Consider the following 14,550-nt stretch of genomic DNA (forward strand, 5'->3'; position numbering starts at 1 on the left):
CTAACTCCCCTCCATAAAAGCAATAATATTAAACATAGTGCGCTCGGTAATTTTGTATTGCTCGGCTACACAGCCGGCAGCATGGGTTTTGCGGGGTTTTTTAAAGTGTTTTTTCTGGTATTCCATTTCTTTCAGGTAGGCTTCATAATACACCTTCCAGTCCAGTATATGTACAGGTATAAGGCTCTTGCCCATTAGCTTCATAAAGTTATCGCCAAGGCTTACAATAGTTTCATAACGGTTCATTTACCATTTTTTTTCGGGGCAAATATCATTTGAGCGTATTTTGGCACTAAGCGGGCAACCGCATTTATTGCAATAGTAGCCTTCTACTTCTTTCAGTTCATCTTTTACAAACGTTAATAGCATGCCTTTTTTAGCATGGGGGCAGGCAGCGCATATTGTTGCACGTTGTTTTGCAACGGCTTCGGTTACTTCGTTTTTATCGAGGTAATTTTTCCAACCGTATAGTATATTTCTCACATCCATAACTATTTATTAAAGTTTAAAAAGGGTTAATAGTTTTATTTTGGGGCACCCAAACAATAATTGAATAAAAAATTATTTCCTTATGAAGACAGTTGCCACCATTACCATGCTATTTGTAATGTTAACTGCATTTGCGCAGTTTCCCAGAAAAGACCCTGTGCTGCTAAAAGGACATCAGTTAGAGGTAAAAGTATTATCAGAAAACGTATTGAAATATGACTCGGGGTATGAGCATTTTTTTTTCAGACCTGAATTGCACAAAAACATATATGGATAACGGTGACAGGCGTACTAAGCCTGATGCTTTAGGCGGGAAGGTGTTTACTGTTGTTGATGTTACCTCTGAAGAGCCATACCCCGGCAGTGGGACGCATTATACTTTAAAACTTGAAGGTAATGGTGAAACTATCTACTATTCTTATAAAAAAGGGAATGCTGTATATGTAAACCCAATTAACTTTACGTTGCCTGATGACTATTACTGTAGTTACATAACTGAAAATAAAGACAGTAGCGGTAATAAACGTTTTATTGGTGAAAAACGATTTCTGTATAGAGTATATAAGGTTTATTTAACGGACAGTTATGGTTACGGTATAGAGCTTATGACAGCAAAAGACAGTAAAGAAACAGGTAAAGGTGTAACCATACTACTGGATAATGGTGAAAAAATTGTAAAGCCTGATGCAGCGATAAAGATGGATGACTCGCGAAGTACATCCAGATTTAATGCTATTTTTACGCTTACTGATGAAGATGTACATTTACTTGCCAACAATAAAGTTTTAAGTTATACACTTTACAAACATGAGCAAGCGGTATATAACCCAGAGGTTTTACAAGGAATGTTTAAGTGCCTTTTAACTAAAGAGTAATATAGTTTTCTCTAGAAGTTAGCACCTTCTCTTACCTGTACATAGCTGTCGCCTTCGGTAACAATGTCTTCTACCGCTACCCTTGGTGCAGGCAGGTTTTGATTGGCTTCGGCTATTTTAGCGGCAAGCTCGTCAGTATTCATTCCCGGTGTGGCTATAGCGCGTGATACAATACCACCGCTTTCAAAATAATTAGCAGATGAAGCTGAGCCACCTCCGGCAGGGAAAGCATTATTAAATGCCATAAAGTGTTGTGCTGCGTTACGATTCATTACCCCGATAAGTTCGCCCTGTTCCGCTTCAAATCGGGTACCGTCTTCTCCTGTAAAGGTGGTTCCGCCCTGGCTGTGTCTTTTACCGCCTATATCGAATAAAGCACCTTTTTCGGCTTTTGGGGCTTTTGCAGCTTTTGTCCCGGCTATTTTTTTTACATTTTTAGTCCCGGCTACAACTGCAGCAGCAGCAGCGGTGGCTCCTAATGCAGGGCCTACTATAGGAATAGTGGCCATAGATCCATAAGCAGAAACAGCACTTTTAAATGTATCTATAGTGGCTTGTGCTATTGCCATAGCTTTACCGGCCTCACTTTCTTTACCTAATATGGTTGCCATATTAGTATAAGTACTTTTCGCTAACTCCAGTTTATTGTTAAAAGCTGCTTTTTTAATCTCAGAGTTTGCTTTTTCATGCCTTTGTGTTTCAGCTTCGTATAGTTGATTATATTCCTGCTCTGTAATTAAACCTTCGTCTTTTTGTTGTTTTAATTTTTCAACTTCTTGTATATGACGATCATCTTCAATAATTTGTTGCTTTTCATATTCTGTATTAGCCTTTGCAAGTTTTTCCTGTAGCTCTTGCTCATGTTTTGCAGCTTCTTGTACTTTCTTTTGTTCCTCAAGGGCTTTATTGTTTTCTTCTGTTTGTGCTTTGTATTCATCTTCAATAGCTTTTTTCTGTTCCAGATATTCAATATCAGCTTCGCTTAAGGCTACGTTTCGGGCTTTTTTATCTTCAATAATCTGGTCACTGGTGTTTTTTTCTATAGCCAGAGTTTCCAGTTGTTTATTTTTAATACCTTCAAGCCTTTTATTTTCTTCGGCAATAATTTCATTAGTTAACTCTGTTTCTGCCGTAATTTTACTTTTATGGTTTTCTATATAGTTGGCTAGCTCTCTGTTTGCATTTTCTATGGCAACATCTGCCTGCTCTTTAGCATTATTCATTGTTATTTCGCCAACTTCCAGTTCAAGAGCCAGTTTATCATTTGTTGTTTTTTCCGAGGCTTCATATTCAGCCTTGGCAACAGCAATTTTTCTGTTTTTAACTTCTTCCAGATAGTTAAGTTCTTCTTCGGCAGACATTTCTTTTTGGCTTTGCACCTGCATAAACTTTTGCAACTCTAAGTCCAGTTGTTTGGCATATTCTGCCTGTCGTTCTTTTTGTTTATCCCGCCATTCCTGTGCTTTTGCTGCTGCATCAGCTTCTTTTTGTTCTCTTTCTTGTCTTGCTTCGTCACGTATACGGGCTTCTTCATCAACTGTTTGCCGGGTAAGGGCTATTTCTTCGCTGCTTAATCGCATACGTTCCAGTTGTGCTGCTTTTAGTGCATCAATTTCTTCTTGGGTAAAGCCTTTTACTTTTCGTAGTTTTTCCGCATAGGCAACCCCGCCTTCCTGCAATTGCTTTAATTCTTCATCTGAAAGGTACTTGCCTTGTGCTGCTTGCCTTACCGCAATATTATACGTTTCATCAGCATTTTTTTTACGCTGATTTAAATTGTCCTGTTCTACTTTACTTCTTTTTTTAAGGACTTTTATTCGCTCTTCCTCAGTAAGTGTTTGGTCGTTTATTTTTTTATTGAGTTCATCTATTTGCTGTTTGGCTTTTTCGTTAGCTATTTCCTGAATGGAACTTTGTGCGGCAAGGTCTTCCTGAGCGTTTTTCAGGTTTTGGGTTTCTTCGGCATTTTTCTTTACCTGCTCTGTAAATTCTTTTACATCTTCGGCAGCATCGCCAAAGCCTAAAAAGCTAAGCCCATCACTAATCCAGCCTATAGCAGCTTCGGCAGCTTTACCAGCCAGCTCAAAACCTGCTGCTATACCATCTATAAGGAACTCGCCTAAAGGTTCTAGTAGTTGCATTAACCCATCGGTTATAGCAGAGAAGGTGTCGAATATTTTGGTGATTTTTTGGGCGGATGCCGTGCTCCTGTCCATAGCGTTTTTTACAAGCCCTATAACTAAGGCTATAGCTGCAATTACAGCGCCTATAGGTGTAGCGATAAAGCTAAGCGAGGCATTGGTCATGCCCATTATCCCGCTGGACATGCCTTCGAAAGCACCTTTTACCATTGGTCCTGTACCACCGGCTTCTTCGGCACGGGTTATAAAACCACCCAGTCCGCCATTGAAAATATTTATCTGGTCGAACGATTCTTTAAATAACTCTTTTGATTCTTTGAAGTTGCTTTTTAGCTTCTCTGTAGCAGAACTACTACTCTCCGAAGCCTTTTTGTTTTTCTCTATTACTCCTGTAAGTGTACTTAATGATTTTGCGGTGTCTTTTGCCCCATCTTTTACATCTTCCAGCTCATCAGTAACGTCTTCCAGTTCGTCCTCCAGCTTGTCTATTCCTTTTGCGGCTGTTTTAGCACTTTTTTCCAGTTTTTCTAAGTCTTTACCAGTGCTTTTTGCCTGCTTGGCGGTTTTGTCAAGTTGTTTATTTAGTTTTTTAGTGCTTTTTTCAGCATCTTCCTGACTTTTCGCCAGGTTTTTGTTTTTTGCTTCCAGTTGTGCTATTGCTTGCTGCTGCGCAGCATATACTTGCGTGAGTGCTGTGAGTTGGGTTTCTAAACTTTTAAAGCCTTCGGAAGCAGAAAGCCCTGCTTTTTTTAAGCTGCTTAGTGCAGCTTTTATTTTGTCTATTTCTGTTTTTGATGTTGCTGCTGCTTTAATTAACCCCTGCATGTCTAAGTCAAGCGAAGCAAGCGTTATTTTCTCATTTGCCATTTTATACTACTGTTAGTGTTAAAATATTACTGGTCAAATCTTTTTGGTTTGCTGTTGCTTTAAGTACAGCCGAAATGGTATAACTACCCGGAGTTATATAGGTTAGCTTGTGCTGATAGTTAGAAAGACTTTGTTTTGTACTACAGCCTTCGGCTACTAAATTGTAGGTGTAATTTTGCTCGTTATACTGCCCTGATAGCCATACGGTAACACTGGTGTTTGCAGTAACTGTTTTTTTAGTTTTGCCGAATCCGAAACTGAGTTTTGGAGGGTTGTTTTTTATTGCTGCTATCATAACGTAAAGACATTTGAGGTAATCTCTGAAATATTGTTCTTGATTCTTATATAATTTGCACCGTTAAAGTCAGAAAGGTTTACGGGAGTAGTTCCGTTATGAGACATGGTGGCATTATCACTATCATACCAAGTGTACCCGTTAAAGGAAACCTCTATTCGGTATGCTGTAGTTACAGGACTTGGGGTATAGTTGGAGTTGTATGTTATTTGGTAAAGGTTATTACTTGTGTTTTGTACATCGGTTATTGTTATTTTCCTGAAGTTATAACTGTTGGATGTTACCCCGTTGCTTATATCTATCATTCTTAAATAGCCACCATCATAAGCATTTAGATTTTCCAGCACTAAAGGGCCACTATAGTCGGAGGTTTGTGATACTATTCCGAAGTCAGTTTCTGACCAGTTTACGCCGTCTGTTGATATCTGGAAGTTTATCACATCAGGATATTGTGGTGCATAGCTTAAATCATAGTCTATTAAGTAATCATTGTCTTGTTGTGTGGCGTTGGTAATGGTTATGTCTTTTATTTTGTAAGGCTCAGAGTATACGGAGGAAACGTTATCTTTTATTCGTATATAAGCAGAACTTTGTCCGCTAAGGTTAATGGTAACAGGACCATTATAGTTTAGTGTGGCACTATCATCTGCCTCTTCCCAGTTTATGGTGTTTGATGATGATTCGAATTTTAAAGAGCTGCCATATTGTGGGGTATAGCTTAACTCATACTCTACTTCGTAATTGTTGTTTTCCAATATGTTTACATTGGTAATTTTTATTTCCTTATAATCAGAAATTAAGTTAGGAGCTTCGCCATATATTACTTTTATGAGCTCTACTTTAGTAGATTTACCCGGCACATAGTTGGTAATTTTATTTACTATAAAGTAGCTGCCCAGTTGTTCTATATAATATAGCTTTATGAAATCAAAATTAGCTATATCCGTTTCGGTTAACCACAGTTTGGCATTTACTATAACTGAATGGCTTAAAATTCTGCTTAACGGGCTGTAATAATCTTGTATAATTTCTCCGAAGCTAAGCCTGTAAAAGCTTTCTTTATATATGCTGCTTACGGTTGTACTTTCAGTAAGTTTATCCGAATAAATACTAAAGGGCGCATTAAAGCCTAAATCTCCGTAACTTGCAGTATTGGCGCGTAAAAAATAAAAGCGTTTATCCAGCGATTTATAGCTAACCTGGTCATCGTCATCAATTTCTTTTTCCCATAAATTGTACCTGTGAGAAAACTCATTTAAGTACACCACATTGTTTTGCTGCGGGCTGTATATTTTAGATTTTATTACGTCGCGCTTAGGGGTAATGTTTACATTATCAATACCTATATAGCTGTCATTATAATCACTTTCCTTATCGTTATACTGGTACCTGAAGAAGTTTTGTTGTGCATACTGCCCGTATATATAGTTTTCGTTTTCGATGCTTATGTATTTATCACTCCAGTCTGCAGTGGGGGCGTTTTGCAGCTGCTCTTCCAGTGTTATAAAGTTATATACACCTGTGTAGCTGTTTTTTACCATGGTAAGCGCAAAGCGGTGTACAATTTCTTTAATAAAATCTTTTATGCTGAATTCACTTAACCCGTTACTAAAATCTATATTAGTATCATTTAGCTTTGTAATGCTTACAGTAACAGCAGAGTTATTATCAATATGGAAATTACTTGTAGGGTTTACACGCTGTATTAGCAGTGCCAGAGTATCATTAGCATTTAAGTTTACCAAAAAGGGCGGAATTGTAAAATCACTATTGGGTGCAATATTGTTTTGAATAGTACTGTAGTTGTAAACAGGCACATTTCCTGCCGGTGTTCCCTGTACATTTTTAGCATAAAATATTTTAAAAGGATAGGGCGTTACAGATGTGCCGGTATAACTATATGCATTTATATTTCCGCTAATATCTATACGGTATAAGCCTGTTTCTTCAATTTGTAAGTGAAACTGCTCTTCATCGGCAAATTCAAGTTCATTTGTTACGGCGCTGTTACATTTTATATAATGGTTTGCACCATTCCTTGCAAAGCTGTTATCATCACATTCATATAGTACAGGCGAGTTGTCCTCTATACTTACACCTTTAGGGAAAGTCATCCACAGGTTTTTAAAATATTCGGTTTCAAAAACGCTGCCTGTAAAGGTTAGCCCAAACTGTTCCTGTATTTTATCCCATAAATACGAAACGCTTACTGAAGGAACCAAGTAATCTATATTCACTTCACCTAAATAGGTTTTACCCGTTTTACCGCCATAATCGGCTAAAATATAACGGTAAGGAGCATCAGTTCCTACCCAGCTTTGGGTAACTGTAGCTACATTTTTGGTATGATTTAGCTCACTAAGGTCTATATCAGAAAATTTTTTGTTCTCAATTATTTTTTGCAGGTCTATAATACCATCATATATAACTACATCAAAATTATCGCCTGCATCAGTAATTTTAGCCCAGCCTTTATACACAAAGCATTCGCCTGATTCGCTGTACAGGAAGCATTCATTTTTTTGATAGGGTGTAGTAGTATTACTGCCGGGCAGGGATAAAAACCCCATTATTTTTATGTTGTTAGCGGTTTTAGGCAACTTAAACCTGTTGGTGTAATTAGACTGCCTGTTACTAATGCTGTTAAGGTCGTTTATCTGTTTGGTTTGGGCAATGTGTTGCTTAGAGTCTAAGTCTGTCAACTGCCCGTTAATGTACAGTAATAAAGACATTTATAGGTTAAAATTTAGACAAATATTGGATTAGTCTTGAAGTTTGTAAAGTCATAAAGTTTGAAAGTCACAAACCTGTAGAGTTTAAAGAAATAGTAATGCTTTAAGACTTTGTACATTTGACTTTGTACTTTAAGACTTTATAGCTTTCGGCTTAAAGGGTTTGTGTATAACGTTCCGGTAACTCCAACTCAAAAGAAAAGTTAGTTAATTTATTACGCGGATTTTTAATTGTTGCACTACTGGTTTTAAGCGAAACTTCTATCCAGTTGTTATACCCGTTTTGGGCAAAAGGCTGACCTGTAAACAAGTATACCTTAGGGCTGTCCAGAATGCCTTCTATAACCGATCTTTCATCTTCAGTAAGCAGTTCTGCAACAACCTTAATACTGTCCTGGCTCTCTTTACCGGTGCTTACACTTCTTGAGAAGGTTTTATTTATATTTTCGAAGTCATTATCTATAGTACCCAAATGTTTCGTTTTTCGGGTTATACTGTAGGTGTCTTCAAATAACCAGTAGTTAAAGCCCCCCATTACATTAAACCATTTTAAGTAAACGCCACAAGTATAGGGTACTTTTTCTAATGTCAGCATTTTTTCATTTCCTGAAAAAGTTGGAGAACCGGGAAGCATTCCTGATGTTCTTTGTGTAAAAGTAAGTTGGTTAACTCCATTCGCCAAAGGGAGTAAATCCTCCAATGTTATATTAGTACGCCCATCAGAAACTACCAGTCTTGTACAATAACTGGAGCTATACCCAGAGGTATCGAACTCTTGAGACAATAAATTAGTGTTATTAGTTACCAACACCCCATTTGTATTATTAAAATAAGGAATATCAAAAGGGTAACCCTCCCAATATTTCATATAATAGTTATTGGCTGTACCTGGCTTAAACGGAGATAATATTAAAAAATCAGTTAAAGAAAACTCCTTAAAATCCCCTGGTTGCTGTACCCCGGCCAGCCATGATAGTACATAACTGTCAGTATCTGTAGTACCGTCAGAAAATTTAATACTAAAAGCAATATTACGTTGTGTAAACCTGCCATTACTGGCAAAGTAAGTAAAACTTGATGGCGAACCTGAATCTATATCAGGCTGCATGGTATCTTCAAAGTTTTTGGTGTTAACAAGTGTACTTATATAAGGCTTAAAATTAAAATAAAACCTACTCTGAGGGTTAGGGTAGATAGTGGCATATACTGACCCAAAGGAATCGGTAATGGTACACGACTCTACCTCTGCCTCAATATTCAGGTTGCTGTAAAAGCGCACAATATCGTTATTATATGCCATACGCAATGCATGTGCATTTATAGATGGAGAAAAAACAATCATGCTGCAATTTGTTTTAAGAAATTAATAATATCATTGCAAAACTCGTTAACCAGTGGGGTGCTCACACGGTCTATAACCTGCTGAATGCGTTGAGGAGTTACCACTTCGGCTACTATATCGCTGCCCGTTTTTTCGGGTTGCCACCCTTCACGAGCTATCTTTCGGGCAATTAAAAAAGCAAGGCTGGTAATACTGATTTCGTTTTCTAATTGCGTAGCAATGCCTTTGGCTTCAATCCAGGTTATAATCGCTTCACTTGGCGGTTGCTTACCCGGTGGGCGACCTTCTAAGTAGCCTGCCCCCAAAAGGCTTGCGCTTGTTTCGGTAGCAGTAACCTCCAGTGTTGTAGCCCAGTTGCCCGAAACGCTTAATCCCGACTCTTGGTATCGGGTAATTACATCAGCTTTTATAGCTTCAAACTCGGCAGCGAGTAGCGCTCTTATATTAGTTGTAGCCATACGGAATTACAATTTTGTAGGAGCATAACAGCCCGTCCATATTAGCATCCAGCGCATCGGTAACATCAACATTATCCCACTGGGTAATGGCAAGCCCCATGCAGGCAAGGCTGTTGCCCATTTGGTTGAAAACCCCCAGCAACGGCTCTATATTGGTTACATATTTACTGGTTGCCTGTGTGCCACGCTCTTGGAAATACTGTTGGTCGAAATCGCTGTGTTTTACAAGGAAGAATTTTCCCTCGTACTCGGTTGAGTTAATTTGCGTACCACTGTCGTTATACACGCTTTTACGCTTGGTATATTCGTGCAGTAAGTAGGTTGTGCCTGCCTCGGTAGTGCCATCCAGCAGGTTTAGGGCAGCTTGTTTGCCATAGTGGTATTCCAGGCCTTTATCAGTAGCAAGGTCTTCCAGTATGCGTACAATGTCTTTCATTAAAGGTTGTTTTGTGGAAATCTTTTTTCAGTCGCAGTTATCGGTCACAGTTTTCAGTTTTATATAGTAGGTTTTACTGCTCACTGCGACTGTAAACTGTGAACTTAAAACTGTAAACTACTTACTCTGCTGCGAAGCCAGTTTTCGGTATTCTGCTTCTACCTCGTTTTGCAGTTTAGTTTGTACTAACAGGTTAAAAATTTCATTATAAGGCTTTCTGCCTAAGTCAAACGGATATTGCCCTAACAGTTTACCCAACTGCATAAGCGGTAGCGTATCGTTATACGGATTTAACTTTTCCGCGCCTGCCATTTTCCATAAATGCCCATCGGTACTAACAGATGATAACAGTTTGTTCTCCGTTTCAATGACCTGCTTTAGTTCTTCGATTATAAACTTTCGGGCAGCGAAATATTCCGTTACGGTGCCACGCCAAAAAGCCTTTTCGGTTACCTCAAAACAAATGGAAAACAGCCTGTAAATATCCTGCCAGTCCTTTATTTTACTTAACAGCCTGATGCAATACTTTACATTGGCATAGGGCATATTACCGATGTTTGCCTGCTTTTTAGCGAAGCTGTTTTTAGGTTGTAGATGCTCCAGTACGGCATCATAAACGATGCTTTGGGCTATGGGTAACTGTATATATTTTTTTAGTGTGATGTTTCTCATATTACTGTTTTTTAGTTTCGGGTTTTTAGTTTCGGGTTTTGAGTTTCGAGTTGAGAACTGTGACTGCCCATTGCGACTGAGAACTGTTACTGCGACTGAAAACTTAGAGATTAAGGGGCTGCCACCCGAACCCGAGCGCGATAATCCTTACGCAGGGCAAACCAGTAGCGCATCATAATACTGTCCCATTCATCAGGGCTGCGACCGATTAGTTCCTTAACCCGTTCTTTGGGTACAATGCTTTGCTTGCCGTCTTTATCAATATCCCGAAGTTTTACCTGTTCCATTTCCTCCATAGTTGCCTGTAGCACCTCGTCGTTATCGCACAGTTCACCAGCCAGTCGGGCGGAAATCATTTCTGCCATTTTAATACTGCATTGGCTTTTAAGGTTTTCGAAATTGGGTTTTATATATACCCCGTTCTCTTTCATTTCCAAGGGTGAACTGTTATTTACGAAGCCCTTACATTTCAGGAAGTCGACCACACCGCCACCCACGCCATCCTCATCGGCTATGGTGTTGCTGAGGGCTATGTTGTACTTTTCCTGTAGCTTGCGGGCGTGGGTTACCACTTCGTCCAGTCCGCTGCGGGCTATGGCGCTACGGTGAACGCACAGCCAGCCATGCCATACCCTGAAAATAGTTTTGTCCTTACCCTTACGGGCAACATCAATAGTGAGGTATTTTAAGCCTTCGGGCTGTATGTGTGCGGGGCTGAAATAATCCGCAATAGCGTCGTGGTCTATCAGCGCAGCAGGGTCATCGTCATACTCCCAATTGCCGAAATACAGCCTTTCCCTGCTGTTTTTATCCAGCCGCAACAAACTTTTCAGGTAGCTGGGGTGCAGGTGAGGGTTATCAGTAGGGAGGCTTTGCACAAACCTGCGGTAGTGTGGCAAGTTATTTTCCCGATAGGGTTTGTAAAACTCTTTATACGTCCAGTTTTTAGATGGGTTGCAACTGCCCAGTATTTTAGGGATGAGCCCGTGCTGGCTTAACTTATAGCGGATTCGGCTTTTAACGATTTGCCAGGCGTAGTAATTTACCTGATTGCATTCGTCTATAAACGCACCTGTTATTTCAAGCGAACCCAAACTGTCAAAATTCGGGTCGGAAGGGTAGTGGAATAAGTCTTTAAGCAGGATTTCGCTGCCATTGTTCCACTTTATAGTATTTTCCTGTGCTTTATACTGAAATTGCTTGTGTAACTGTAGTTTACCCGAAAGCTCGAAAAAGGTGTTAAGGGTGGTTTCCTTTAAGTTTTTGAGTTTACTTCGCCCCAACAACCAGCGTGTGCCGGGATATTTTTGGCACATTTCCATTAACCAAAGGCAACCGAGGGCACTTTTACCACCGCCCGCAGCCCCTCCGTAAAGGACTTCTTCGGTAACGGTATCTTTCAGGTAATAAATAGCGTGTTCCTGCTTTAGCAGCAGCTTCATGGTGTTTCGGGGTTGTGGCCATTGCCCAAATCTAGTATTATGTCCTGTTGCGGTTCGGCGGAGTCATCGCCTTTGTCGTTCCACTGGTTGGGGTTGCGGTTTTTAAGCCAAAATTGCTGACTCCTGAAATCGGCTGGGATGTGTTTTTCTACTGCTACAACTTCTACGCGTTCTTTTTCTACCCGTTTGCCGTTATCGTCGTAATACACCTCTTTGCATTTTATGGGTTGCTTGGTGGTCACAATTCGGTCGATACTGGCTTGGTACAGCGACAGGGCGACTTCCATATCGGCGGCTTTTTTGCCTTTGGTTATTTGCCTGCTAAATGCTTCGTGGTTTTTCTTCCAGCGGGTGAGTACCTCCGGCGTTACATCGAAAAACTTAGCGAGTTCGCTATCGGTTGCGCCAAGCAAACAGAGTTTGTATGCCTGTTGGGTGTATTCTTTTTTAAAACGGGGTTTGCGTAGTTTGGTTGCAGAAGCAACGGTTTGTGCTTCTTTCATTTAGTTGAATTTGGGAAATATTTGGTTATTTGTTGAATTCCTCTAATTTTTGTGCAATAACCTCTACAGTAGGTTTGTTTTGAACTTTTGCAAATAAATGAATATAATGGTCGCCTTGATTGACGTCTTTAATTATTATTTTTTCATTGATATACTTCTCCTGATTTTGCTTTTCGAACATTTTGGTAAAAAGCATACTTCTAAATTGTTGATTGCTAATATGCTCTTTTCCTTTGCGCTTTTGTATAACTCCTTTATCGCAATAACAGTACAATATTACTTCTTTGTCATCTGCAAAACGATTTATTTCAGATGCTATTTGAAGCAGGGTTCTTATATTATTAATTTCGACAACTTCGTTAACAAGTTCAATGGTAATGTTTATTACAGGAACAGTTATATCTTCCGGTAGTATATTGGGCTGAAATGACTCTAACTTTATAAGATATTGATGACCTTCTTTGGTGCTAAGCGGAATAATCTTATCAACCATTTATTTATTTTTTCTCAGGGAAAAATAAATGTGCCTGCTTGCGTAACTCTTCTTTTGTAGCCTCTTTGTCGGCTTGCAGCTTACGAGCAATTTTTAATAAACCCTCAGAAGGTTTTTTTATATGTAGTGTATTGGTTTTCATTACAGTGCAAATATAAAGTATTTTTTATAAATGAAATGTTATTTAACAATGCAGCTAGTGCTTTTTATTTAGTTGAGGTTAGGAAATATCAATTATAAGAGTGAATGCTTATCTGTCAAATTTTTCTCAATATCAAATATCAAATGAAAAACATAATCATAATATGATAACGCATTTTCTTTAGAAAACATAAAAACTTCTAGTGCTTGATTTTCAGAACTTTTTCTTAATAAAGTTCGTATATCATTTGGTTTATGAGGTGATTCGAAATCTTTTAAAATTAATCTTCTTGAACTGTGAGAGAATCCATTTCTGTATTTTTCTTTAAAGTTAAGCAGTTGTTTTTTCTGTTCTTTCGAAATTAATGACCTAGCACAACAAGCATTTATTGTTTTTTCTAATGCCCAAGAAGTATATTTATCATCTAATTTTTCAAGATTCTCACCCCAAGGAGCTTCAATAGGTAAAATTTTTTGTTCATCTTTCATTAAAGCTATTTTGAGTAAATTTTCTAACAGATAATTGGTTAAAGTAATGGTAGCCATATTGGCTCCTACTAATAAACACCGATTAATTTCAAACGTAAGAAGAATTAATTCTTCTAAGATAATAGGTTTCTTTTTGTAGTAAGGAGCAATACTTTCATAATTTTTATTAAGATGATTTTTTAAACCATCAGCTAATCTTTGTTTTTCCATATTATGAAAGCATTATATAAAGAGGAACTACTTCCCTCTCCCCTTAAAAATATCGTTGAGTACGATTATCATTAACCCCAATACGTTAAGGGTGGTGGTGCCTAACAGCGTTACCATAACCGTATCCGAAAGTTCCAGCAGTGGCATTCCTGTTGCTATGAGGATTAAAATAACGCATGCGAGCCAAATGTTTATTAGTATGGTTGCCCACTTTACCAGATTTTTGCGGTGGCGGGAATCATCCTGATAGCGTTGCAGTTCAGCTTCCTGTTGCTTTTCTTCCAAGGTTTTTTCCTGAAATTCGGCTTTGGTTAAGTCGTCTTCGTCAAAGGGTTTTTCCGTACTGTTTTTTTGGGAAATTTTCTGAAACTTTTCAAGACCTTGTTGTATAGCGTCGTTATTATTGCTCATCTGTCAAAAACATTTCGTGAATATTACTGCTATACTCTAGGAAGCGTTGTCCAGCACTTCTTCGTTCATTTTAGCTTCGTAATGCTTTTGTATAAGGTCTTTAGGTATTTTAAGGTTGTGCCCTTTCGGGTAAGTATCTTCCCAAGGGGAACCTTTAGTGTGTGTAATGGCGCTTAGCTCTATACCTGAATAGTCGCCGTACTTATCCCAAATCATATCCAGGAATTTAGCGTCTATATCGGTAATCATATCAGCGTTTGCCCTAGTGTAACTTATAGGTTCTATAACTTTATTGCCGCCATATTTTTTTAGCGTGTGGTATAGCGTAGGCATAACAGGACCTAAATCCCAAGCCTCCGGTTCTTCGCTTACTAATGCGTCGCCTTTGCTTATAGCCAGGTACCACCCGTATGCAATGTAAGTTAGTTTTATTAACTTCATTGGGGTTAGCTTTTCATCTTCCTGATGCTTTTTAATAAAGTAGTTTGCTATGGTTACCGGATTATACATAGGGCTTTGCATTTAACTAGCTGTTTTTTAGTTGGTACCACAAA

18 protein-coding genes are annotated in these 14,550 nt (G+C 38.7%); 2 read left to right on the plus strand and 16 right to left on the minus strand.

The genetic code is table 11. The features are described 5' to 3' along the window. Both IEW45_RS12770 and IEW45_RS12775 read right to left on the minus strand, forming a co-directional pair. Positions 1 to 246: a hypothetical protein gene (locus IEW45_RS12770; RefSeq protein WP_188621652.1), complete on the minus strand. Its 246-nt coding sequence runs from the start codon at positions 244 to 246 to the stop codon at positions 1 to 3. Then, the gene (locus IEW45_RS12775; protein ID WP_188621653.1) at positions 247 to 489 is read right to left on the minus strand and encodes a hypothetical protein; all 243 of its coding nucleotides are present in this window, start codon (positions 487 to 489) and stop codon (positions 247 to 249) included. Positions 490 to 571: 82 nt separating this feature from the next. Between IEW45_RS12775 and IEW45_RS12780 the strand changes: the two genes are divergently transcribed. After that, positions 572 to 766, plus strand: coding sequence for a hypothetical protein (locus IEW45_RS12780; RefSeq protein ID WP_188621654.1), 195 nt, complete (start codon positions 572 to 574; stop codon positions 764 to 766). Continuing rightward, positions 759 to 1,364: a hypothetical protein gene (locus IEW45_RS12785; RefSeq protein WP_188621655.1), complete on the plus strand. Its 606-nt coding sequence runs from the start codon at positions 759 to 761 to the stop codon at positions 1,362 to 1,364. Before IEW45_RS12780 ends, IEW45_RS12785 begins: the two co-directional genes overlap by 8 nt. An 11-nt stretch (positions 1,365 to 1,375) precedes the next feature. Here IEW45_RS12785 and IEW45_RS12790 read toward each other — a convergent pair whose 3' ends face one another. From IEW45_RS12790 to IEW45_RS12855, 14 genes are all read right to left on the minus strand, one after another. Next, on the minus strand, positions 1,376 to 4,372 hold the full coding sequence (locus IEW45_RS12790) for a hypothetical protein (RefSeq protein ID WP_188621656.1): 2,997 nt from the start codon (positions 4,370 to 4,372) through the stop codon (positions 1,376 to 1,378). Position 4,373: 1 nt separating this feature from the next. Next, on the minus strand, positions 4,374 to 4,667 hold the full coding sequence (locus tag IEW45_RS12795; protein ID WP_188621657.1) for a hypothetical protein: 294 nt from the start codon (positions 4,665 to 4,667) through the stop codon (positions 4,374 to 4,376). Beyond that, the gene (locus tag IEW45_RS12800) at positions 4,664 to 7,399 is read right to left on the minus strand and encodes a hypothetical protein (RefSeq protein ID WP_188621658.1); all 2,736 of its coding nucleotides are present in this window, start codon (positions 7,397 to 7,399) and stop codon (positions 4,664 to 4,666) included. The genes IEW45_RS12795 and IEW45_RS12800 overlap by 4 nt, the downstream gene beginning before the upstream one ends. 154 nt (positions 7,400 to 7,553) lie before the next feature. Further along, the gene (locus IEW45_RS12805) at positions 7,554 to 8,741 is read right to left on the minus strand and encodes a hypothetical protein (RefSeq protein ID WP_188621659.1); all 1,188 of its coding nucleotides are present in this window, start codon (positions 8,739 to 8,741) and stop codon (positions 7,554 to 7,556) included. Then, positions 8,738 to 9,199 carry a hypothetical protein gene (locus IEW45_RS12810; RefSeq protein WP_188621660.1) on the minus strand — a complete coding sequence of 154 codons (462 nt, stop codon included), beginning with the start codon at positions 9,197 to 9,199 and terminating at the stop codon, positions 8,738 to 8,740. The genes IEW45_RS12805 and IEW45_RS12810 overlap by 4 nt, the downstream gene beginning before the upstream one ends. Next, entirely contained in the window at positions 9,186 to 9,635 is a 450-nt protein-coding gene (locus IEW45_RS12815) for a hypothetical protein (protein WP_188621661.1), read from the minus strand. Before IEW45_RS12815 ends, IEW45_RS12810 begins: the two co-directional genes overlap by 14 nt. Positions 9,636 to 9,752: 117 nt before the next feature. Then, positions 9,753 to 10,307, minus strand: a complete 555-nt coding sequence (locus IEW45_RS12820) for a hypothetical protein (RefSeq protein WP_188621662.1) — start codon at positions 10,305 to 10,307, stop codon at positions 9,753 to 9,755. 110 nt (positions 10,308 to 10,417) lie between these two features. After that, positions 10,418 to 11,749 carry a phage terminase large subunit gene (locus IEW45_RS12825; protein WP_188621663.1) on the minus strand — a complete coding sequence of 444 codons (1,332 nt, stop codon included), beginning with the start codon at positions 11,747 to 11,749 and terminating at the stop codon, positions 10,418 to 10,420. Further along, positions 11,746 to 12,252 (minus strand): hypothetical protein, encoded by a 507-nt coding sequence (locus IEW45_RS12830; RefSeq protein ID WP_188621664.1) that lies wholly within the window; start codon positions 12,250 to 12,252, stop codon positions 11,746 to 11,748. Before IEW45_RS12830 ends, IEW45_RS12825 begins: the two co-directional genes overlap by 4 nt. Before the next feature lie 25 nt (positions 12,253 to 12,277). Beyond that, the gene (locus IEW45_RS12835; RefSeq protein ID WP_188621665.1) at positions 12,278 to 12,745 is read right to left on the minus strand and encodes a hypothetical protein; all 468 of its coding nucleotides are present in this window, start codon (positions 12,743 to 12,745) and stop codon (positions 12,278 to 12,280) included. Positions 12,746 to 12,749: 4 nt separating this feature from the next. Further along, entirely contained in the window at positions 12,750 to 12,887 is a 138-nt protein-coding gene (locus IEW45_RS12840) for a hypothetical protein (RefSeq protein WP_188621666.1), read from the minus strand. Positions 12,888 to 12,979: 92 nt separating this feature from the next. Further along, on the minus strand, positions 12,980 to 13,585 hold the full coding sequence (locus IEW45_RS12845) for a hypothetical protein (protein ID WP_188621667.1): 606 nt from the start codon (positions 13,583 to 13,585) through the stop codon (positions 12,980 to 12,982). Between the two features lie 27 nt (positions 13,586 to 13,612). Then, on the minus strand, positions 13,613 to 13,996 hold the full coding sequence (locus tag IEW45_RS12850; protein ID WP_188621668.1) for a hypothetical protein: 384 nt from the start codon (positions 13,994 to 13,996) through the stop codon (positions 13,613 to 13,615). Between the two features lie 36 nt (positions 13,997 to 14,032). Next, the gene (locus IEW45_RS12855) at positions 14,033 to 14,518 is read right to left on the minus strand and encodes a Panacea domain-containing protein (RefSeq protein WP_188621669.1); all 486 of its coding nucleotides are present in this window, start codon (positions 14,516 to 14,518) and stop codon (positions 14,033 to 14,035) included. Positions 14,519 to 14,550: the final 32 nt, after the last annotated feature.

This window comes from Flavobacterium suaedae, from assembly GCF_014642915.1.
Lineage (GTDB): Bacteria > Bacteroidota > Bacteroidia > Flavobacteriales > Flavobacteriaceae > Flavobacterium > Flavobacterium suaedae.